This is a genomic window from Alcaligenes sp. Marseille-Q7550 (assembly GCF_965112015.1).
In genome coordinates, this window is sequence record NZ_CBCOPU010000002.1 from 987,775 (window position 1) to 1,009,620 (window position 21,846).

Sequence of the window (21,846 nt, forward strand, 5' to 3'; positions counted from 1 at the left end):
ACAAGCATGAAAACCACCCCATCCCCCTTGCTGAGCGCCCCCGAGCGCCGCCGCTTCCTGAAGCTGAGCGCCACCACGGGCTTCACCGTCGCCGCGGTCGCCGCGGGCGGCGGCGCGCTGTTCAGTCCCGAGGCCGTGGCGCAGACCAAGAACGAGGAGCGCGAACGCGCCGAAGCCGCCAAGTACACCATGACCATCGCCACCTCCTATCGGGTGGGAACGGACCGCACCTTCCCGGTGATGCAATTGCACCTGAAGGAAAACATCCAGAACGCCACGCGCGGACGCATCTACGTCAAGCTGGTGCCTGGCGGGGCCATAGGCTCGGACTCCGAGCTGGCGCAGAAGGTGCAGGCCGGCACCATCCAGGGCGCCCAGCACTCCATGTCCAATTTCGCGCCTTTCGCGCCGGCCGTGGACCTGATCAATATGCCCTACTGGTGCGGCGACAATCGGCAATTCGTGAATCTGGTCAGCTCCAGGGCCTGGGCCGAGCACGTCAACCAGCGCGTCGAGGCCAACGGCTTCAAGCCCTTGCTCTACCAATGCGTGGACCCGCGCACCATCTCGCTGCGCAAGGGATTCCGGGACACGCCCATCCGCACGCCGGAAGACCTGCGCGGCATGAAATTCCGTGTGCCCGGCTCCAAGATCCTGGCCCAGGTATACCGTCTGATGGGCGCCAACCCCACGCCGGTGTCCTGGGGCGAGACCGCCTCGGCCATCCGCCAGGGCGTGGCCGACGGCCTGGACCCCAACGTCATGGGGCTGAACCTCTTCGGTTTCAAGGAAATCATCTCCCACGTCTCCTTCATCCGCGCCGTGCCCGACGGCGGCGCCTACTCCTGCAACCTGAAATGGTTCCAGAGCCTGGACAGCGACACCCAGGAGGCCTTGCTGTGGGCCGCGCAGATCACCTTCCTGCAGAACATGGCCCATGTGCCCGCCGCGCGCGAGTTCGCCATGGCCGAAATGGAGCAGGCCGGCGTGCAGTTCTACCACCCCAGCAAGGACGAGCTCGCCCAATGGAAAGAAGCCGCCGGCGCACAGCGCAGCGAATGGGACGATATGAAGAAATCGCTGGTTGGCTCGCTGGATGTCTTCGAACAGCTCAACCAGGCCGCCAACACGCCAAGCCGCTACTACGTGCACGACGTCTGACACGCTGGGCGGGCCGCCCGCCCATCCACTCCCGACACTGGATCGATATTGCCATGACTTACCTGAAAACCCTGACATTGCCGCCTACGGGCGAAGTGGCCGACGCCGCCCGCGTGGTGAGCTGGCTCGTCCAGCCCGGGCAGGCCTACGCGGCCGGCCAGGTGCTGTTCGAGCTGGAAACCGACAAGTCCATCATCGAGATCGCCGCCGAAGAAGACGGCGTGCTGCTGGAGCATTGCGTCGCCGAAGGCGAGATGCTGGAGCCGCTGGGCGTCTATGCCAAGGCCCAGGTCGAGGGCGAGCCCCAAGAGCCCGCCCCTGACGAGGCCCCGCCGCCGGCCGCCACGAGCGCCGCCCCGGCAGGCATCACTGCAAGCGCCCCTGCTGACGCCTCTGCGCAAGCCCCTGCGGACGTCCCTGCAGACGCTACGGCCCGTGTTCCGGGCGCCCGCATCCCCGCCACGCCCGCCGCCCGCCGACTGGCGCGCGAAAACGGTCTGTCGCTGCAGGACATTCCCATGCAGTCCCGCCGCGTGCAAGTGGCCGACGTGCAGGCCCAGCTGCGCACGGGCGGCGCGCCGGGCCAGTCGCCGCGATTCGTGCTCATCCATGGCATCTTCGGCGACGCCAGCGCCTGGTCAGGCCTGCAAAGCCAGCTGCGTCGCCAGAATCTGGCGGTGCAAACTTTGGAGCTGCCCGGCCACGGCGCCAATCAGGAAGATCTCAGCCAGTTGGAAGACATCGTCCAGGATTGCGCAACGCGCCTGAAGAGCGGCGAGGGCGGCCCCATCGTGCTGGTAGGCCACTCTTTCGGCGGGCTGGTCGCCGCCCACCTGGCCAGACGCGCCGACCTCCCCGTACGCAGCCTCGTGCTGATCGCCCCGGCCGGCATGGGCACGCGCATCAATCAGGACTTCCTGGACGGCATGCTGCACGCGCGCACGCCGCAGGCCCTGCAACGCGAACTCAAGCGCCTGACCGCCGAGAGCGTCCCGCTGTCGGACACGCAGCTGGGCGGTATGCTGGATCACATCGAGCGCCGCAAAGCCACGCTGGCGGGAATCTGTGCCGAACTGGCGCATGCCGGCGTCCAGCAGCACGACCTGCTGCCTGTCCTGGAGCAGCTGACCGTGCCCGTCACACTGATACAAGGGCGTCAGGACGCCATCGTCAACTGGCAGGACGCGCTGGACGCGCCCGCCCAGACCAGCCTGCATCTGCTGGCCGACGCGGGCCACATGCCGCAATGGGAAAAACCGGGGCTGGTGGCTCGCCTGGTCGTGAACGGCGCGAATCGCAGCCACGCCATGCATTGAACAGGCCGGAGCCCGGCGGCCAGCCCGCCGGGCGGGCGATCAGTCGTAGCAGAACGCGAGTTGCCGGGCGGCGTCCTGCAGATGCGGCAGCTCTCCTCGCAACTGCTCCACCGTGACGCGCGCCCGCGGAGCCGCGATCGCCACCGCCAGAACGGACTGCCGGGAGCCGGTCGGAATGGCCACGGCCATGCCCAGCACGCCGCTCAGGAACTCCTCCTGATCCAGGGAGACGCCCTCCCGGGCGATCTGCCGCAAATGCCGGCGCAATTCATCCGGGTCGGTAATGGTATTGGGGGTATAGGCCTGCAAGGACAAGGCGCCCAGGTACTTGTCCTGCTCGGACTCCGACAATTGGCTCAGAAGCATCTTGCCCACCGCCGAGCAGTGCAGGGGCATGTGGCTGCCTGGCTCCAGCCGGAAAGCCAAGGGCCACTGGGCCTCGACGCGGTCCAGATACTGGGCCTGGCCATTGACGATCATGGCCACATTGCAGGTCTCGCCGGTACGCAAGGACAGCGTGCGCAGGACTTCGTGGCGCGGGCCGCGCCGCACCTGTTCGGCCACGGCGCCCACGGACAGGCGCACCAGGGCATCGCCCGGCATCAACTGGCTGCGGCGGACGTCACGCTTCAGGTAGCCCAGGCGTATGAGCTGGGCGATCAGGCGATTGGTCGTGGGGCGCGACAGCGCCAGCGCATCGGTGATCTGCGCGGCCGAAGGCGGGCTGGGCGACAGAATCACCATCTCCAGCACCTTGAGCGCCTTGCCCAGCACGCCGGCCTTGTCGGCGGCGGTCGCACCGTCTTTTTCGAGTTGTTTGACCATGCCCCAGTGTAATCAATCTTGACCACTTTCGACATAAGCCCGGCCGCGGGAAATCCGCTATTGCCGCAGCTTCTTCACCAGCGCCGTCGTGGAGCGCTGGAACTCAAAAGGGATGGCGCGGGCCTCGCCGCCCCAGCTGCGCACCAGCGCGGTTTCCGGCAGCACCTCCATGTCGTAGTCGCCGCCCTTGACGATCAGGTCCGGCCGCAGCGCGGCGATCAGAGCTTCGGGCGTGTCCTCCGGAAAGATGACCACCGCATCCACGCAGGCCAGCGAGGCCAGCAGCGCGGCCCGGTCCTGCTCGCCATTGATGGGGCGTTCCGGACCTTTGTTCAGGCGGCGCACCGAGTCATCGGCATTGACGCCCACCACCAGCGAGGCGCCCAGTTGAGCGGCCTCGTCCAGATAGGTGACGTGACCGCGGTGCAGCAGGTCGAACACGCCGTTGGTAAAGACCAGCGGGCGCGGCAGCCGGCCCTGGGCGATGGCCAGGACCAGCGCGTCGCGATCCAGTATCTTGGCTTCGAAGCGCGCCGTCATGTCAGGCCGGAACCAGGGACTCGGGCGCCGCCTGACGCGTCAATTCCTTGCGATAGCGGTTCAGGTCCTGAACCGTTTCGAAGGAGCCGCCCAACAGCAAGGACATATTGTGCAGGATGCGCGTGCTGACCTTGTGCTCCCATTCCTTGTCGAAGCGGATCTGGCTGTCCAGCCAGTTCTCCAGCCAGCCCGGCGAAGGCAGCTTGGGCTGCACGGTGTCCTGGGGATAAGGGGCCTTGTTCACGTGCAGGTTGGTCGGATGCAGGGCCTGGGCCGTGCGGTGGGCCGAAGCCATCAGCACGCCGATCTTGGCAAAGGCCATGCGGGCCTGCAGGCCGAACTCCTGGCCCTTGTGCACCAGGGCGCGCTTCATGTAGCGCAGGTAGGCGCCGGCGTGGCGGGCTTCATCCTGGGCCACGATCTTGTAGATGGCCTTGATGACCGGCTCGGTGTGCCAGTCGGCGGCGCGGCGATACCAGTGATTCAGGCGCACTTCGCCGCAGAAATGCAGCATCAGCGTCTCCATGGCCGGCGCCGGATCGAACTCGAAGCGCACCTTGTGCAGCTCTTCCTCGGTAGGCATGAGCTCGGGACGGAAACGGCGCAGGTATTCGATCAATACCAGGGAATGCTTCTGTTCCTCGAAGAACCAGACCGACATGAAGGCGGAGAAGTCGCTGTCGTCCTTGTTGTCGCGCAGGAACATCTCGGTGGCCGGCAGGGCGGCCCATTCCGTGATGGCGTTCATCTTGATGGTGTAGGCCTGCTCGTCGCTGAGCTTGCTGCCGTCAAAATCGTCCCAGGGTATGTCGTGCGACAGGTTCCAGCGCACCGCCTCCATGGATTTGAACAATTCGTGGTAGAGCATAACGATTCCTAAAAAGAATCAAGCGGTTCCTTGACGGCGGCGCGAAGGCCGGCCGGACAAGGCTGCAAGAGGCCGGCGCGGGAAAACGGCCGGCAGCCTGCGTCCATCGTAGAACCTGTGGTTATCAGAAATATGTCAGTCAAAGAAAAAGACCGACGCGTCGCGTGGAACATACAGTTCATCGTCCCGCCAACGCCCAGATGGCAATGCCAAGCGCCACGGCCAGCACGGCGCACAGCACCGTGAGCAGGCGATTGGTCTGCTGCTGCGACTGGCGCAACAGCCTGAGTTCCTGGTTCAGCGTCTGCCGTGTATCGGGCCTGTCCAGGTTGGCATAGACCAGACGCGGGAGCTGCGGCAGTATCTGGGCCCACTGCCCCGCTTCCTGTCGCAGACGCTGGTAAAAGCCGGACGGACCGACGCGCTGGTACATCCACTTTTCCAGATAGGGTTTGGCCGTGTCCCACAGATCCAGTTCCGGATCCAGGTCCCGCCCCATGCCCTCCACGTTCAGGAGGGTTTTCTGCAGCAGCACGAGCTGCGGCTGGATTTCGACATTGAAACGCCGCGAGGTCTGGAACAGCCGCAGCAGCACCTGTCCCAGCGAGATCTCCGACAGCGGACGATCGAAATAAGGCTCGCACACAGCCCGCACCGCCCCTTCCAGCTCCTCTTCGCGCGTCTGCGGCGGCACCCAGCCCGATTCGATGTGCAACTGCGCCACCCGGCGGGAGTCCCGGCGGAAGAAGGCCAGGAAATTCTGGGCCAGGTAGTTCTTGTCGAATTCGGACAGGGAGCCGACGATGCCGAAGTCCAGGGCGATGTAGCGGCCCAGGGTCTGCGGCGCATCGGACACGTAGATATTGCCGGGGTGCATGTCGGCATGGAAGAAGCCGTCGGCAAATACCTGGGTGAAGAAGATTTCCACGCCCTTGCGCGCCAGGTCCTTCAGATCCACATTGGCGGCGCGCAGGCGGTCGATCTGGTTGATCGGAATGCCCTTCATGCGCTCCATGGTGAATACCGAGGAGGCGCAATATTCCCAGATGACTTCCGGGACGATCAGCAGTTCGGCACGCTCTTTCACCAGGGAGAAATTCCGGCGCAGCTGGCTGCAGTTGGACGCTTCGCGAATCAGGTCCAGCTCGTCGTTCAGGTATTTGTCGAACTCGGCCACGACTTCGCGCGGCTTCAGGCGCCGGCCGTCGGGCCCCAGACGTTCTATCAGTCCGGCGAGCGCGCGCATCAGACGCAGATCCTTGTAGATGACCTCGTGCATGCCCGGACGCAGCACCTTGACGGCCACCTCGCGCCCGTCGTGCAGCTCGGCGAAGTGCACTTGGGCGATCGATGCCGAAGCGATGGGCTGCATGTCGAAGCGCTTGAACAGCTCCTGAGGCGGAGCGCCCAGCGCCTTGTGAATGGTGGCGGCGGCCACTTCCGAGGGAAACGGCGGTACGCGGTCCTGAAGCAGCGCCAGTTGCTCGGCGATGTCCAGCGGTATCAGGTCGCGGCGCGTGGACAGCACCTGGCCGAACTTCACGAAGATCGGGCCCAGGCTTTCCAGCGCCAGCCGCAGGCGCACGCCGCGCGGCAGCCGGGGCGCGCGCCCCAGTCGCACGATGCGCAACATCCGGAAGGCCCAGGGGTGGCGGATGCTGGAGAGCACGAGCTCGTCCAGGCGATAACGGAAGGCGACCAGAAGAATGGTGAACAGGCGGCTGAACGAAAACATGGTCAGTGCTCGCGCCGCTTGATTTCAGCCTGCTCGAGGCGCCGTTCCAGCCCGTCCAGCCGGGACAACAGGCCTTGGGCCTGCTCGCGAAGCCGCTCGAACTCGGAATGCGGCACCAGCAGTCCGCTTTCCTGCGACAGGTACTCCGTGACATTGTCCGCAAGGCGCTGGCCCAGATCGCGCAGGCCTGCAAAAGCCTGGCGCGCGCCGCCGACGAGGCGATGCGCCATGACATCGCCCACCAGCCTGGACAGGTCCTCTTCGGCGTCCCAGCGCAGATTGGCGGCCAGGTCCGACACCAGATTGGCCAGGCCGGCTTCACCCTGGACGAGCATGAGCTGCGCAACGCGACTGAAATCGCCGTCCTTGAGCACCTGCGGCAAATCCGGCAGGCGCTCGGCCGGCAGGGTCAGGGTGACGTCCGGCACCACGGCCGGATGCCCCAGGTCCAGTTCGCCCAGGGAGGTGATCGTGTAGACCAGGCGCAGGCGTCCCAGCACCAGCGCCACCGTCTTGCCGGAATGGGCGCGCAAGCGATCGCGCGCCCATTGCTCGCGGCGCAGCAAGGCATTGAGCAGGCGCACGCCCGCGGCGGCAGGGTCGAGGAAGGAAGGGATAGCAGGCATGTCCATGTGGGCTCGCTGCCGACGCCAGCAAACCAGTCAAATGAAAACAGTCAGTTTAACCCGACATAGACACCGTTCGATGCACGGAACTGAAAGGATAAGCGCGCCCTGGCCGCGAGCCGGGGCAAGCGCCCATCCTTGTGACAACAGCCGCCTTCCATGTTCGGAGGCGGCTGTCTCTGCGGCCACGCCCGATCAGGCGTTGGGATCGACCGGGATCTGCTGGATGCCGGCCAGCAGCCAGCCGGCGCCATCGGCCTTGAAGAGATTCCATACTTCTTCGAAGCGGAACGCATCGGCGCCGGCCTCTTCGCGCAGCATGCCCGAGTAGCGCACGCTGGCCAGGTGGCCATCGGCCACTTTTTCTATGCCCAGCAGCTCGGCATTGAGCAGCACCACTTCGGTGACGTTGTCGCCTTGGCGCTGCAGGATCTGCGGCGCGGCTTCCTTGAGCAGGTCATCGGTCAGGTAGTTGCGTAGCTGGTCCAGGTCGCCCTTGTCCCACAGCTTCTGGATTTCCACGAACTGCTTCTTGGCATTGGCCAGGAAGGTGGGGGTATCGAAATCGCCGGGAATGAACCAGCTCTCGTCCACTGGCGGGGCCGGCGCGGCAGCCACGGCGGCAGGCGCGGCGGCAGGCGCGGCGGCCGGAGCGGGATTGGACTGCTGCCAGGGCGTGGGCGCCTGGCTGTTGCGCATCATGGGCTGGGCGCCGGCGCCGGCCTGCTGCATGGCGGGCCGGGACGAGGAACCGCGCAGGCGGCGCACGATGAACAGGACCGCGAACACCACCAGGCCGATCAGCAGCAGGCTGGACATCATTTCCAGGAAGGCGCCGCCCAGGCCCAGGCTGGACAGCAGCGCGGCAATGCCCAGGCCGGCGGCGATGCCGGCGATCGGGCCCAGGAAACGCGACATGCCGCTCTTGGCGGCCGTGCCGGCTGCGGCGGCGCCTGGCGCGCCGGCGGCCGGGGCCGCCGGGCGCGTCGTGGTGTTGGCCGCGGCCGGAGGCGTCACGGCGGAACGGTTCTGGGTGATGTTGGAAGACTGCCGGCCCATGCTGGAACCGCCGCCCATGCGGCGGGCTTCCGCATCATACGACACCGTCAACATAGCGCCGGTGCTGACGGCCAGCACAGCGGCCATGAAGAAACGAGAAAGTCGGCTAGACATAGTGCAAGACTCCTGGCTGACATGACCTGCCTGCGACACCGGACCTTGTCCGCTGCAGCCTGGGGCCACCCCAGTCGATTGTTCAAGAAAACTTACGGAAAGCTGAACATTACCATGACACTTTCCACCATACCAGATTTTTTCAAGGGAACAGGTGAAAAAGACAACGGCACCCGCGGGTGCCGTGATTGTCTGCGAAGGCCGGGCTCAGTCCAGGCGCACGCCTTCGTGCAAAGCCGCGATGCCTGCGGTCAGGTTGAAATACTGCACCCGTTCCAGGCCCGCCTCGCGCATCATGCCGGCCAGCGTTTCCTGGTCGGGATGCATGCGGATGGATTCGGCCAGATAGCGGTAGCTGTCCTCGTCCTTGGCCACCCATTTGCCGATGCGCGGCAGGATGTTGAAGGAGTACCAGTCGTAGGGCGCCTGCAGCGGCTTGGCGATGCGCGAGAATTCCAGCACCAGCAGCTTTCCGCCAGGACGCAGCACCCGTTTCATTTCCGCCAGGGCGCGATCCTTGTGCGTCATGTTGCGCAGGCCGAAGGCCACCGACACGCGATCGAAGTATCCGTCCGGAAAAGGCAGGTGCTCGGCGTCGCAGACCGCCGACGGCGTAAGAATGCCCTTGTCCTGCAGGCGGTCGCGCCCCACGCGCAGCATGGAGCTGTTGATGTCCGTGTGCCAGACTTCGCCGTCGGCGCCGGCCTGGCGCGCGAAGGACTGGGTCAGATCGCCGGTACCCGCCGCGATGTCCAGCACCTTCATGCCCGGACGCACGCCGGCCCGGCCTATGGTGAAGGCTTTCCAGATACGGTGCAGGCCGCCCGACATCAGGTCGTTCATGATGTCGTAGTTGCTGGCCACCGAGTGAAAGACCTCGGCGACCTTGCCGGCCTTTTCATTTTCGGCGACAGTCTGGAAGCCGAAATGCGTGGCGGAATCCTGGGCGGAGGAAGTATGAGGGCGCTGTGTTTCCATAATGACGTAATCGTAACGCAGATTTCCGGCGCCGGAAAAAAAGTGACAAGGCTCCCGTCCGCAGGCACATGTTGCAGTTTCATGCACGTTCACAAACCTGAAACATTTGCGCCATATGATGGCGGCATATCCTAGGGTGAACCGACTTTCAGACACCCCCGCAGCCCTTTCACTTCTCTATCGGACCTGCCTGAAGAAACAATGAGTACAAGCATATTAGTCGTGGAAGACGAACCCGCGATCCAGGAACTGATTTCAGTCAATCTCTCTTTCGCCGGCCATAAGGTCTTGCGCGCCTTCGATGCCGAGCAGGCCCAGGTGCTGATCCGCGCCGAGCTGCCCGACCTGATCCTCGTGGACTGGATGCTGCCCGGTTCCTCGGGCATCAGTCTGGCGCGCAAGCTGCGCACCGACGAGCGCACGCGCCATATTCCCGTCATCATGCTCACGGCCAAGGGTTCCGAGCAGGACAAGGTGGACGGCCTGGAGGCCGGCGCGGACGACTACATCACCAAGCCCTTCTCCCCCAAGGAGCTGATCGCCCGCATCAAGGCCGTGCTGCGCCGCCGCGCGCCCCAGTTGACCGACGACATGATCACCATCGGCAACCTGCAACTGGATCCGGGCACGCACCGCCTGTCCAGCGACGGCCTGGCCCTGACCATAGGCCCCACCGAATTCCGCCTGCTGCATTTCTTCATGACGCATACCGAACGCGTCTTCACGCGCTCGCAACTGCTGGACCAGGTCTGGGGCGACCATGTCTTCGTGGAGGAGCGCACCGTGGACGTGCACATCCGACGCCTGCGCAAGGCGCTGGAACCCACCGGGCACGACAAGCATATTGAAACCATCCGTGGCTCAGGCTATCGTTTTGCCCTCTCCCCCCTGGAAAAAGCACCGGTAGCCTGACCCCATGCTCAGCACATTGACGTCTATTTTTCTCTGGGCCGTATTCGGCGCCATCATGGGCTGGTGGCTTGGGGCCGCCACGGGCTTCGCCTGCCTGGCCTTCGGCCTGCTCATCATGGTGCTGGTCAGCGGGGCGCACGTGTCCCGCATCCAGAAATGGACGCGCAACCTGAACGATCCCCCGCCGCCGTCCATCGGCCCGTGGGACGCCATCCTGGCTCCGGTCTATCGCCAGTTGCGGCGCGACCGCCACGAGATCCTGGACCTGAACCGCCACGTGGACGGCATCATGATGGCCGCCGAGGCCCTGCCCGACGGCGCCATCACCCTGAACGCCGACATGGAATTGCAGTGGTGCAACCAGACCGCCTGCGAGCACATCGGCCTTAACCTGGCCACCGACCGCCACCACAGCATCTTCAACATACTGCGCGCGCCCGAGTTCTCGCGCTACGCGCGCCAGTCCCGCTGGGACGGCCCCCTGCTGCTGCACATCGACAAGGACGGCCTGGAGAAGTCCCTGCTGCTCCAACTGACCCCTTACGGACTGGGCCAATTCCTGATCGTCACGCGCGACGTCACCCAGGTCGAGAAGCTGGAAACCACCCGCAAGGACTTCGTGGCCAACGTGTCGCACGAGCTGCGCACTCCCCTGACCGTGCTGCTGGGCTTTCTGGAGACCCTGCAGGACATGCCGCCCGAAAGCCTGACGCCCGAGCAGCGCCAGCGCTACGAGACCATGATGCTGGAGCAGACCCGGCACATGCAATCCATCGTGGCCGACCTGCTGACCCTGTCCACGCTGGAGTCCTCGCCCACCGTCGAGGGCGAGACCGTACAGGTCAGCAACCTGATCCAGAGCGCGCTCAAACAGGGCGAGGCCCTCTCCGGCGGACAGCACACCTTCGTCACCAACCTGGACCCCAACCTGGCCATTCAGGGCATGGAGAACGAGCTCAGCTCGGCCGTCTCCAACCTGATCACCAACGCGATCCGCTACACGCCCAAGGACGGCACCATCACGGTCAGCTGGTACGTGCTGGACAACGGCGACGCCTGCTACTCGGTGCAGGACACCGGCATCGGCATCGCGCCCCAGGACATCCCTCGCCTGACCGAACGCTTCTACCGCGTGGACAAGGGCCGCTCGCGCTCGACCGGCGGCACCGGACTGGGCCTGGCCATCACCAAGCACATCGTGGTGCGCCACAACGCCGAACTGCAGATCCAGAGCCGCCTGGGCGTGGGCAGCATCTTCACGCTGCGCTTTCCCAAGAGCCGCGTCCGCATCCTGGACAACTAAGAATCTACGGGTGCTGCATTGGCCCTACAATGAACGGCTCTACCCACGTTGGCGGCCGCGGGCCGCACAGGAGCCAAGCATGTCGAACACAAGCGGGCTACGCCCATTCCATCTTGCCTTTCCGGTTCACGACCTTGCCGTGGCGCGGCAGTTCTACGGGCAGACGCTGGGCTGTCCGGAAGGACGCTCCTCGGACCAGTGGATCGACTTCAATTTCTACGGCCATCAGATCGTGGCGCACCTGGCGCCCGAGGAATGCGGCAGCAATGCGACCAGCGCCGTTGACGCCCACAATGTGCCCGTGCGCCATTTCGGCATCGTGCTCGACATGCAGACCTGGCAGGAACTGGCCGACAAGCTGGTGGCCCAAGGCACGGACTTCGTGATCGAGCCCTATATCCGCTTCAAGGGCGAGCCCGGCGAGCAGGCCACCATGTTCTTCCTGGACCCGTCCGGCAACGCGCTGGAATTCAAGGCCTTCAACAACCTGGACTCGCTGTTCGCCAAATAAGCATGTCCCTCCCCTGGCAACTCGTTCAGCAAGGCGACCGCTGCCTGCTGATTCAATTCGGCGGCGGGATTTCCCTGGAAACCGGTCTGCGTTGCACACAGGCCGCCCGGCTGCTGCGAGCCCGCGCGCCGGATTGCGTCCGCGATCTGGTGCCCAGCTTCACCGCCGTGGCCGTCCATTTCCAGCCCGACGGCAGCGCCGATCAGCCCGAACGGCTGCACGCCTATGTCCATGAAGCGCTCCAGGATCTGGACGCGGCCGGGGAACAGGCCGCCACCGGCGCCCTGGTCGACATTCCGGTCTGCTACGGAGGGGACTTCGGCCCCGACCTGGCCGACATGGCCGCAAAGCTGAGCCTGAGCCAGGCGCAATTGATCGAGCTGCACTGCAGCACGCCGCAACTGGTCTTCATGGTCGGGTTCGCGCCGGGCGCGCCCTACCTGGGCATCCTGCCCGAAGCCCTGAACCTGCCGCGCCGGGCCACGCCGCGCACTGCTTTGCCCAAGGGCTCCGTGGCCATTGCAAACCGGCAGACCATCATCTACCCCAACGAGTCGCCCGGAGGCTGGCACCTGATCGGCCGCACGCCCCTGGACCTGTTCGCCGCGCGGCGCTCGCCCGCCGCCCGCCTGGCGCCCGGCGACCAGGTGCGCTTCATCCCCATCGCCCCCGAGCAATTCGAGCACTGGACCGAGACATGAGCCTGCGCATCGTCAAACCAGGCCTGCTGACCAGCCTGCAGGACAGGGGCCGCTATGGCCAGCAGCACCTGGGCGTTTCGCCCAGCGGCGCCATGGACGAACGCGCCCACCGCCTGGCGCGCCTGCTGGCTGGCAATCGGCAGGACCAGGACCTGGCCAGCCTGGAAATCACGGTGTCAGGCCCCGCCCTGGTCTTCGACTCCCCCTGCATCTTCGCCTTGGCGGGCGCCGACCTGAACGCGGCCCTGGACGGACAGCCCGTCGCCCCCTTGCGCCCCATCCTGGCGCGCACCGGACAGACCCTGACGTTGCAGGTCGCGCGTCCCGGCCAGGGCGCGCGCGCCTATCTGGCCATTCACGGCGGATTCGACGTGGAGCCGGTACTGGGCAGCCAGAGCACGCACATGCGCGTAGGCCTGGGAGGTCTGGACGGAAGGGCTCTGCGCAAGAACGACATCCTGCCCCTGGCCCGCCCCCTGCCGGCGGATCCACAGGTGCTGGACCGTCTGAAGGGACAACTGGACGAGTTGCGCATCTACCTGCCGGCCGCCCTGGCCCTGCCCGTGCGCGACCGTGTGCGCGTCGTTCTGGACGAGCAGGCGGACCTGTTCACGCCCGAATCGCTGGAGCTGTTCCAGACCCAGAGCTACCGCATCAGTCCGGCTTCGGAACGCATGGGCTACCGCCTTGAAGGACAGGCCTTGCAGCGCGGCAGGACCCAGGAACTGCTTTCCGCGCCCACCTGCTTTGGAACCATCCAGGTTCCCAACGATGGCCAGCCCATCGTGCTGATGGCCGATCGCCAGACCACTGGCGGCTACCCGCGCATCGCCCAGGTCGCCGCCGTGGACCTGGCCCAACTGGCCCAGCGCCTGCCCGGCCAGAGCCTGGGCTTCGAGGTCGTCACGCTGGATCAGGCCCTGTCCCTCAGCACCCGCCAGGAGCAGGCCTTCCAGCGCCTGAGCGACAGCCTGCAGCCGCTGCGCCTGTCCTTGCAGGACTGCCTGGGGTAATTCCACGCATGGACAAACGGCTGCGCGCCCGGCTGTTCTGCCGGAAGCAATCAGTCATTCTGGTTCCTGGTCCTCACCCCTTCAGGAACCCTTTCCATGTCCCGTCACGACGCCTTCTATCGCAGCCTGCTCGACGAGCCTCTTGTGCTGCACGACTTCATCGCCCACTGCCTGCCCGCCGAGCTGGGCGAACGCATCGAGCAGGAATCGCTGCAGGCCTTGAACACCCACTTCGCCCATGCCGATCGACCCACACGCCAGGCCGACATGGCCTGGAGCCTGACTCTGGACGGCGGCCAGAACATGCTGCTCTTGCTGGAGCACCAATCGCGCAGCGACCGCTCCATGGCGCTGCGCATGCGCAGCTACGGCGCCCTGCTGCACGAACAGCATCAGCATCGCCAGCCCAACACGCCCCTGCCTCCCATCCTGCCCGTGGTGCTGCACACGGGCGATACGCCCTGGAGCGCGGCTTGCGACATGCAGACGCTCATGACCGATACGCCGCCGTGGCTGCAGCGCTACAACCCCTCGCAAGCTTTCCTGCTGATTGAGCAAAAACAACTGCTTCTGAACCAGTCCCTGCCGCCCGAAGCCATCATCACCCAAATCTTCCGCCTGCAGCACCTGCAGAGCATGGACGAGCTGCGGGGCTGCCTGCACACTATTGCCAGGCTGACCCATCCCGTTGAACATGCTCGGCTGCGCCGACTGCTGACCGGCTGGGTCCAGCACGTGGTGCTGCCCTTGCACCTGCCCCATCTGGACACCCCCTGATCCATACTTTCGAGGAGATCGACGCCATGATCAATTACGAGGAACGCAACTGGGAACTGCGCTGGATGAAGCAAGGACATGCGCAAGGAGAGCGTGCAGGCGAACAGCGCATTCTGCATCAGCTGCTGCAACGCCGCTTCGGCCCAATCAATAGCAATATTGAACAGCGCCTTCAACAAGCGGACAGCAAACAACTGCTGGACTGGAGCCTGAACCTGCTTGAAGCGGAAACGCTGGAACAAATATTCCGGCCCTGACGCTGCCGCAAACAAAACGCCCCGGCTTTGCCGGGGCGTTGACTTGGCGAGGCGCCGCGCTTACAGAAACAGCTTGTAGGCCGGATTGTCCGTCTCGTTCCAGTAAGGATAGCCAAGGGCGTCCAGGAAAGCCTTGAATTCTTTCTTGTCCGCCGGCGGGACCTGGATGCCGATCAGGATGCGGCCGTAGTCGTCGCCCTGGTTACGATAGTGGAACAGGCTGATGTTCCAGTCCTGGTTCATGCTGCTCAGGAACTTGCGCAGCGCGCCGGGGCGCTCGGGGAACTCGAAACGCAGCAGGACTTCGTTGGTGGCCTCGCTGGAAGTACCGCCCACCATGTAGCGCAGATGCGTCTTGGCCAGTTCGTTGCCGGTCAGGTTCTGGGTGCCGAAGCCTTTCTTCAGGAAGCGCTCTTCGAGCTTGGCGATCTCGGCTTCAGAGGAGATCGACATGCCCACGAACACATGCGCCTGTTCGGGATTGGACATGCGGTAGTTGAACTCCGTGACCGAGCGGGTGCCCAGAGCGTCGCACAGGCGGCGGAAGCTGCCCTTGCGCTCCGGAATGGTCAGCGCGAACAGGGCTTCGCGGGCCTCGCCCACGTCGGCGCGCTCGGCCACCATGCGCATGCGGTCGAAGTTCATGTTGGCGCCCGAGGTGACCGCGATCAAGGTCTTGTTCTTGAGCTTGTGCTGGACGGCGTAGCGCTTGGCGCCGGCCAGGGCCAGGGCGCCGGCCGGCTCCAGGACGCTGCGCGAGGCCTGGAACACATCCTTGATGGCGGCGCAGACCGCATCGGTGTCCACCACCACGAAATCATCCACGTACTGGCGCACCAGGCGGAAGGTCTCGGCGCCTACCTGCTTGACGGCCGTGCCGTCCGAAAACAGGCCCACGTCCGGCAGATTCACGCGTCGTCCGGCCTTGACGCTGCGCACCATGGCGCAAGAGTCCTCGGTCTGCACGCCGATGACCTTGATTTCAGGACGCAGGGCCTTGATGTAGGCAGCCACGCCGGCCGCCAGGCCGCCCCCGCCTATGGCCACGAAGACCGCCTCGATGGGGCCGGGGTGCTGGCGCAGGATTTCCATGGCCACCGTGCCCTGGCCGGCGATCACGTCCGGATCATCGAAGGGATGCACGAAGGTCAGGCCTTCGTTCTTTTCCAGTTCCAAGGCATGCTGGTAGGCATCGGAATAACTGTCGCCAGCCAATACGACTTCGCCGCCCAGATTGCGCACGCCGTCGATCTTGACCTGCGGCGTGGTGGTGGGCATGACGATGACGGCCCGGCAGCCCAGCTTGCGCGCCGACATGGCCACGCCCTGCGCGTGATTGCCCGCCGAGGCGGCCAGCACGCCGCGCTTGAGCTCGGCAGCCGAAAGATTGGCCATCTTGTTGTAGGCGCCGCGCAGCTTGAAGCTGAAGACCGGTTGGTAGTCCTCGCGCTTGAGCAGCACCGTGTTGCTAATTCGAGCCGATACCTGGGGAGCGGGTTCAAGAGGTGTTTCGACGGCAATGTCGTACACTTTCGAGGTGAGTATTCGCTTTAGGTAATCGTTCGACATGATTCAGGTTTAAATTAACGACCGGTTTGCCACCCTGGCGGTCCTATGGCGCACGCCACGGGCCCCATCACCGGAAAAGAAAAACAGAATACCATAGGCAGGCGCCCCCGCTGGCGTCCACTTTCACTCTACGCACCCGACCCCTTTTTCTCCATGCAAGCCTGGTTGCACGAATCCATCAATTGGCTCCTGGCCGCCCTGTCATTGCCCGAAGTCGGCCTGAGCGCCATCTTCACCGTCAGCCTGGTATCGGCCACGCTGCTGCCGCTGGGTTCCGAACCCGCCGTCTTCGCCTACGTGAAACTCGCGCCCCACATGTTCTGGCCCGCCGTGCTGGTGGCCACGGCGGGCAACACCCTGGGCGGGATGATCAGCTACGCCATGGGCGCGGGCGCGGAGAAAGCCTACGAAGCCTGGCGCCTCAAGCACCCGCATTCCGAAGACTCGGGCCAGGGCCAGGCCCTCAAGAGCAAGACGGCGGGCCGCTGGCATGACTTCAGTTCGCGCTGGCTCACGCGCCTGGGACCGGCCGCCCTGCTGTTTTCCTGGCTGCCCGTGGTGGGCGATCCCTTGTGCGCGGTCGCCGGCTGGCTGCGCCTGCCCTTGTGGCCCTGCACGGTCTACATGGCCATCGGCAAGCTGGCCCGCTATATAAGCATGACCGCCGGACTGCTGTGGATCTTCCCCCGCCTGGGCTGGTGAAAAGAGCCCCCCCGCCTCGAATGGCGTCTTCACAAAGGCTTCCCCTGCCGTCAAGCAACAAATTCATTCCATACAGGCCGGCGCTCCGCGCTTAATCATTACGCGGCCCCCTGGTATGAGGGCAGCCGGGCTGGGATTCGTATACACTTGTCTTTTGCATATCCGCTCGAGCCCGAGCGCCCTTGACGGGCATTGCCAACTATCGCCATGAACGCCCCCATCGCAAGTCAGTACCTGGCCTCCCAGGCAAGCAACACCGACACGCCGCGCCTGCGTGAAATCCCGTACAACTACACGTCTTACTCGGACCGCGAGATCGTCCTGCGGCTGCTGGGCGAGGAAGCGTGGGAAAAGCTTTCCGAACTGCGCTCCGAGCGCCGCACCGGCCGTTCGGCGCGCATGCTGTTCGAAGTGCTGGGCGATATCTGGGTCGTCAAGCGCAATCCCTACCTGCAGGACGACCTGCTGGACAATCCCAAGCGCCAGCACCAGCTGATCGAGGCGCTCAACCACCGCCTGAACGAGATCGACCATCGCCGCGACAGTTCCGCGCCCGAGCGCGACGCCAAGGTCATGCGCCTGCTGCGCGCCGCCCGCGACGCCGTGGCCGCCTTCGAGCAGGAGTTCAACGACACCCGCGACCTGCGCCAGCAGGTGGTGCGCAGCCTCTCGCGCCTGACCTCCAAGGACAACATCAAGTTCGACGGCCTGTCGCGCGTCTCGCACGTCACCGACGCCACCGACTGGCGCGTGGAGTACCCCTTCGTGGTGCTCACGCCCGATCACGAAAACGAAATGGCCGCCCTCGTGAAGGCCTGCATCGACCTCAAGCTGACCATCATCCGCGCGGCGGCGGCACCGGCTACACCGGCGGCGCCATCCCGCTGACCTGGCGCTCGGTGGTCATCAACACGGAAAAACTGGACGCCATCGGCAAGCCCGAGCAAAGCTCGCTGCCCGGCGTCGATCAGCCCGTCACCACCATCCTCACCGGCGCGGGCGTGGTCACGCGCCGCGTGGCCGAGGCCGCCGAGGCGGCCGGCGCCGTCTTCGCGGTGGATCCCACCTCGGCCGACGCCTCCTGTGTGGGCGGCAACATCGCCATGAACGCCGGCGGCAAGAAGGCCGTGCTGTGGGGCACGGCCCTGGACAACCTGGCCTGGTGGCGCATGGTGGACCCCAAGGGCGATTGGCTGGAAGTCACGCGCCTGGACCACAACATGGGCAAGATCCACGACGTGGACGTGGCCCGCTTCGAGCTCAAATGGTTCGACGGCAGCCAGGCTCCCGGCGCGCGGCTGCTGCGCACCGAGGTGCTGGCCATCGAAGGCCGGCGCTTTCGCAAGGAAGGCCTGGGCAAGGATGTCACCGACAAGTTCCTGGCCGGCCTGCCCGGCATTCAGAAGGAAGGCTGCGACGGCCTGATCACGCAGGCCCGCTGGGTGCTGCACCGCATGCCGGCGCACACCCGCACCGTCTGCATGGAGTTCTTCGGCCAGGCCAAGGAGGCCGTGCCGTCCATCGTGGAAGTCATCGACTACCTGAACGGCGAAGGCAAGCGCATCGGCGCCATCCTGGCCGGCCTGGAGCACCTGGACGAACGCTATCTGCGCGCCGTGGGCTACGCCACCAAGAGCAAGCGCAGCGGCCTGCCCAAGATGGTCCTGATCGGCGACATCGTCGGCGACGACCCGGATGCCGTGGCCAAGGCCGCCTCTGAAGTCGTGCGCCTGGCCAACGGCCGCTCGGGCGAAGGCTTCGTGGCCGTCAGCGCCGAGGCCCGCAAGAAGTTCTGGGCGGACCGCTCCCGCACCGCCGCCATCGCGCGCCACACCAACGCCTTCAAGATCAACGAAGACGTGGTCATCCCGCTGCGCCGCATGGGCGAATACACCGAAGAGATCGAGCGCATCAACATCGAACTCTCCACCGACAACAAGCTGCGCCTGACGCGCGAGCTGGAAGACTTCCTCAAGGGCGACCTGCCCGTGGGCAAGATCGAGGACCCGGACGACGCCGAGCACACCCGCGAGGAAATCCTGGAGGCCCGCCGTCACGACGCCCTGCAGGTGGTGCAGGACGTGCGCCGCCGCTGGCAATGGCTGCTGGACAACCTGGACACGCCGCTGGCCGGCAGCCAGGACGCGCTGGCCGAGCTGGGCGTGCCCCTGGAGCCCGCCGCCGTCGCCGAACGCCTGCAGGCCCAGCCCAAAGCCACCATCTTCCAGCTTCTGCAGGACCACACCATCCGCACCTCGTGGAAGACGGAGATCCGCGAACGGCTGGAGCACATCTTCCCCGGCGCGGACTGCGCCGCCGTCCTGACCGAACTGCAGGCCATCCACGACCGCGTGCTCAAGAGCCGCGTCTTCGTGGCCCTGCACATGCACGCAGGCGACGGCAACGTGCACACCAACATCCCGGTCAACTCCGACGACTACGGCATGCTGCAGCAGGCCAACGTCACCGTGGCGCGCATCATGCAGATCGCACGCAACCTGGACGGCGTCATCTCCGGCGAGCACGGCATCGGCCTGACCAAGTACGAGTTCCTGACCCAGGAAGAGCTGGAGCCCTTCCAGAACTACAAGCGCGAAGTGGACCCCGGCAACCACTTCAACGCCGGCAAGCTCATGCCCGGCGCCGACCTCAGCCGCGCCTGGACGCCCAGCTTCAACCTGCTGGGCCACGAATCCCTGATCATGACGCGCAGCGAGATCGGCTCGATCTCCCACGCCATCAAGGATTGCCTGCGCTGCGGCAAGTGCAAGCCCGTCTGCGCCACCCATGTGCCGCGCGCCAACCTGCTGTACTCGCCCCGCAACAAGATCCTGGCCACCTCCCTGCTGATCGAAGCCTTCCTGTACGAAGAACAGACCCGGCGCGGCATCAGCCTCAAGCACTGGGAGGAATTCGAGGACGTGGGCGATCACTGCACGCTGTGCCACAAGTGCTACAACCCCTGTCCGGTGGACATCGACTTCGGCGACGTCTCCATGGAGATGCGTTCGCTGCTGCGGCGCATGGGCAAGAAATCCTTCAACCCCGGCACCGCGGCCGCCATGTTCTTCCTGAACGCCAAGGATCCGCGCGTCATCAAGGCCACCCGCACGGCCATGATAGACGTGGGCTACAAGGCCCAGCGCCTGGCCCATGATGTGCTGGCCGCTCCGGCCCGCAAGCAGGTCGCGGCCCCGCCCGCCACCACCGGCAAGGCGCCCATCCGCGAGCAGGTCGTCCACTTCATCAACCGCAAGATGCCCGGCGGCCTGCCCAAGCAGACCGCCCGCAAGCTGCTGGACATTGAAGACCCGAACTACGTGCCCATCATCCGCAACCCGAACACGACCTCCGTTGACTCGGAAGCGGTGTTCTACTTCCCGGGCTGCGGTTCCGAACGCCTGTTCTCACAGGTCGGCCTGGCTACGCAGGCCATGCTCTGGCACGTGGGCGTGCAGACGGTGCTGCCTCCCGGCTACCTGTGCTGCGGCTACCCGCAGCGCGGCAACGGCATGAGCGACAAGGCCGAGAAGATCATCACGGACAACCGGGTGCTGTTCCACCGCATGGCCACCACGCTGAACTACCTGGACATCAAGACCGTGGTGGTCAGTTGCGGCACCTGTTACGACCAGTTGGCCGGCTACGAATTCGACAAGATCTTCCCCGGCTGCCGCCTGATCGACATCCACGAATTCCTTCTGGAAAAAGGCCTGAAGCTGGAGGACGTGCAAGGCGTGCGCTACATGTACCACGACCCCTGCCACACTCCCATGAAACTGCAGGACCCCATGAAGACGGTCAAGTCGCTGGTGGGCGAATCCACCATCAAGGCCGACCGCTGCTGCGGCGAATCGGGCACGCTGGCCGTGTCGCGTCCGGACATTTCCACCCAGATCCGCTTTCGCAAGTACGAGGAACTGCTCAAGAACAAGCAGGCAGTGAGCAGCGACGGCTTTCAGGGCGAAGTCAAGGTCCTGACCTCCTGTCCTTCCTGTCTGCAAGGCCTGGCGCGCTACCAGGACGAAACCAAGATGGATGCAGACTACATCGTCGTCGAGATGGCCAAGCACATGCTGGGCGAGAACTGGATGCCCGAGTACGTACGCCGCGCCAACGAGGGCGGCATCGAGCGCGCGCTGGTCTGATCATTCCGCTTCGCCAGGAAACGGGCCGGCTCGATGCCGGCCCGTTTTCGTTTGCACTTTCCTGAACATCCGCCCGGAGCTCTCCCATGTCCGACGACGCCTTGCTGCTCACCGGCCTGCAACAGTTGCTCAAGACCCAGCGCACGGCCGCGCTGGGCACGCTGACAAACCGGGGCTTGCCTTTCGTTTCCATGGTGCCCTTCGCTGTCTGCCCGGAACAGCAAGGCATCGTCATCCATATCAGCGAGCTGGCGGCCCACACCCGCTACCTGATGCAGCGGCCCGACGCCAGCCTGCTGGTCTGCCGCGGCGAGCAGGACGGCGTCAGCGTCCATGACCTGCCGCGCGCCACCTTCCAGACGCGGGCCGTCCAACTGAAGCGCGGCGACCGGGCCTGGGAGCAGGCTCGCCAGGCTTATCTGACGCGCTTCGCGGACAGCGAGTTCATGACCTCGTTCCAGGATTTCCACTTCTTTTCTCTGGCCATCGTACGCGTGCGCCACGTCGCCGGCTTTGGCGCCGCCCGCAGCCTGGACCCGGAGAAAGTCCGCCAGCTGCTGGCGTCGGACATCTGACTGCGCCGGCTTCGTGTCTGCAGAGCCGCCGCGGGCACGCAACAGAACTGAACATGCGCCGGGCTTGCAAGACATGCCTGTTCCGCACATTAAACGGCTTCTTTACCAGGGCGTTTCCAGCCCGAGTCAGATAACGGCTTTTATGCACTCGTCACT

Annotated in this window: 19 protein-coding genes and 1 pseudogene; 12 read left to right on the top strand and 8 right to left on the bottom strand. The window is 65.2% G+C overall.

The window, feature by feature from the left end; all coding sequences use genetic code 11:
- Positions 1-6: 6 nt before the first annotated feature.
- Both ACWPWO_RS14060 and ACWPWO_RS14065 read left to right on the top strand, forming a co-directional pair.
- Positions 7-1,161: a TRAP transporter substrate-binding protein gene (locus ACWPWO_RS14060; protein ID WP_454007103.1), complete on the top strand. Its 1,155-nt coding sequence runs from the start codon at positions 7-9 to the stop codon at positions 1,159-1,161.
- Positions 1,162-1,214: 53 nt separating this feature from the next.
- Entirely contained in the window at positions 1,215-2,477 is a 1,263-nt protein-coding gene (locus tag ACWPWO_RS14065) for an alpha/beta fold hydrolase (protein WP_454007104.1), read from the top strand.
- Positions 2,478-2,516: 39 nt separating this feature from the next.
- Here the strand turns inward: ACWPWO_RS14065 and ACWPWO_RS14070 are convergent, their stop codons facing one another.
- From ACWPWO_RS14070 to ubiE, 7 genes are all read right to left on the bottom strand, one after another.
- Entirely contained in the window at positions 2,517-3,302 is a 786-nt protein-coding gene (locus tag ACWPWO_RS14070) for an IclR family transcriptional regulator (protein WP_454007105.1), read from the bottom strand.
- 57 nt (positions 3,303-3,359) lie between these two features.
- Positions 3,360-3,842: a D-glycero-beta-D-manno-heptose 1-phosphate adenylyltransferase gene (gene rfaE2 / locus ACWPWO_RS14075; protein WP_454007106.1), complete on the bottom strand. Its 483-nt coding sequence runs from the start codon at positions 3,840-3,842 to the stop codon at positions 3,360-3,362.
- A 1-nt stretch (position 3,843) separates the two neighbouring features.
- Positions 3,844-4,710: a ferritin-like domain-containing protein gene (locus tag ACWPWO_RS14080; RefSeq protein WP_454007107.1), complete on the bottom strand. Its 867-nt coding sequence runs from the start codon at positions 4,708-4,710 to the stop codon at positions 3,844-3,846.
- A gap of 178 nt (positions 4,711-4,888) precedes the next feature.
- The gene (ubiB, locus tag ACWPWO_RS14085) at positions 4,889-6,445 is read right to left on the bottom strand and encodes a ubiquinone biosynthesis regulatory protein kinase UbiB (protein ID WP_454007108.1); all 1,557 of its coding nucleotides are present in this window, start codon (positions 6,443-6,445) and stop codon (positions 4,889-4,891) included.
- A gap of 2 nt (positions 6,446-6,447) precedes the next feature.
- Positions 6,448-7,077, bottom strand: a complete 630-nt coding sequence (locus ACWPWO_RS14090; protein ID WP_454007109.1) for a ubiquinone biosynthesis accessory factor UbiJ — start codon at positions 7,075-7,077, stop codon at positions 6,448-6,450.
- Positions 7,078-7,266: 189 nt separating this feature from the next.
- Positions 7,267-8,244: a Tim44 domain-containing protein gene (locus ACWPWO_RS14095; RefSeq protein WP_454007110.1), complete on the bottom strand. Its 978-nt coding sequence runs from the start codon at positions 8,242-8,244 to the stop codon at positions 7,267-7,269.
- Positions 8,245-8,451: 207 nt separating this feature from the next.
- Positions 8,452-9,222, bottom strand: a complete 771-nt coding sequence (gene ubiE, locus ACWPWO_RS14100; RefSeq protein ID WP_454007111.1) for a bifunctional demethylmenaquinone methyltransferase/2-methoxy-6-polyprenyl-1,4-benzoquinol methylase UbiE — start codon at positions 9,220-9,222, stop codon at positions 8,452-8,454.
- A 201-nt stretch (positions 9,223-9,423) separates the two neighbouring features.
- On the opposite strand from ubiE, the gene phoB reads away from it, so the two are divergent.
- From phoB to ACWPWO_RS14135, 7 genes are all read left to right on the top strand, one after another.
- The gene (gene phoB / locus ACWPWO_RS14105) at positions 9,424-10,134 is read left to right on the top strand and encodes a phosphate regulon transcriptional regulator PhoB (protein WP_454007112.1); all 711 of its coding nucleotides are present in this window, start codon (positions 9,424-9,426) and stop codon (positions 10,132-10,134) included.
- A 4-nt stretch (positions 10,135-10,138) separates the two neighbouring features.
- Positions 10,139-11,437, top strand: coding sequence for a phosphate regulon sensor histidine kinase PhoR (gene phoR, locus ACWPWO_RS14110; RefSeq protein WP_454007113.1), 1,299 nt, complete (start codon positions 10,139-10,141; stop codon positions 11,435-11,437).
- Between the two features lie 79 nt (positions 11,438-11,516).
- Positions 11,517-11,948, top strand: a complete 432-nt coding sequence (locus ACWPWO_RS14115) for a VOC family protein (RefSeq protein ID WP_394062055.1) — start codon at positions 11,517-11,519, stop codon at positions 11,946-11,948.
- Between the two features lie 2 nt (positions 11,949-11,950).
- Positions 11,951-12,649 (top strand): 5-oxoprolinase subunit PxpB, encoded by a 699-nt coding sequence (gene pxpB / locus ACWPWO_RS14120; RefSeq protein WP_454007114.1) that lies wholly within the window; start codon positions 11,951-11,953, stop codon positions 12,647-12,649.
- The gene (locus ACWPWO_RS14125; RefSeq protein ID WP_454007115.1) at positions 12,646-13,662 is read left to right on the top strand and encodes a 5-oxoprolinase subunit C family protein; all 1,017 of its coding nucleotides are present in this window, start codon (positions 12,646-12,648) and stop codon (positions 13,660-13,662) included. Before pxpB ends, ACWPWO_RS14125 begins: the two co-directional genes overlap by 4 nt.
- Positions 13,663-13,758: 96 nt before the next feature.
- A complete protein-coding gene (locus ACWPWO_RS14130; RefSeq protein ID WP_454007116.1) occupies positions 13,759-14,439 on the top strand; it encodes an Rpn family recombination-promoting nuclease/putative transposase in 681 nt (226 codons plus the stop codon).
- Between the two features lie 26 nt (positions 14,440-14,465).
- Positions 14,466-14,696 (top strand): DUF4351 domain-containing protein, encoded by a 231-nt coding sequence (locus ACWPWO_RS14135; RefSeq protein ID WP_454007117.1) that lies wholly within the window; start codon positions 14,466-14,468, stop codon positions 14,694-14,696.
- A gap of 60 nt (positions 14,697-14,756) precedes the next feature.
- Here ACWPWO_RS14135 and ilvA read toward each other — a convergent pair whose 3' ends face one another.
- Positions 14,757-16,265: a threonine ammonia-lyase, biosynthetic gene (ilvA, locus tag ACWPWO_RS14140; RefSeq protein WP_454007118.1), complete on the bottom strand. Its 1,509-nt coding sequence runs from the start codon at positions 16,263-16,265 to the stop codon at positions 14,757-14,759.
- Between the two features lie 153 nt (positions 16,266-16,418).
- On the opposite strand from ilvA, the gene ACWPWO_RS14145 reads away from it, so the two are divergent.
- The 3 genes and pseudogenes from ACWPWO_RS14145 to ACWPWO_RS14155 all read left to right on the top strand — a co-directional run bounded on the left by ACWPWO_RS14145 (position 16,419) and on the right by ACWPWO_RS14155 (position 21,690).
- Positions 16,419-16,967 carry a YqaA family protein gene (locus ACWPWO_RS14145; protein ID WP_454007119.1) on the top strand — a complete coding sequence of 183 codons (549 nt, stop codon included), beginning with the start codon at positions 16,419-16,421 and terminating at the stop codon, positions 16,965-16,967.
- Between the two features lie 207 nt (positions 16,968-17,174).
- Positions 17,175-21,115: pseudogene (locus ACWPWO_RS14150) on the top strand (DUF3683 domain-containing protein).
- A gap of 86 nt (positions 21,116-21,201) precedes the next feature.
- Positions 21,202-21,690 (top strand): HugZ family pyridoxamine 5'-phosphate oxidase, encoded by a 489-nt coding sequence (locus tag ACWPWO_RS14155; RefSeq protein WP_454007120.1) that lies wholly within the window; start codon positions 21,202-21,204, stop codon positions 21,688-21,690.
- The last annotated feature ends 156 nt before the right edge of the window (positions 21,691-21,846 follow it).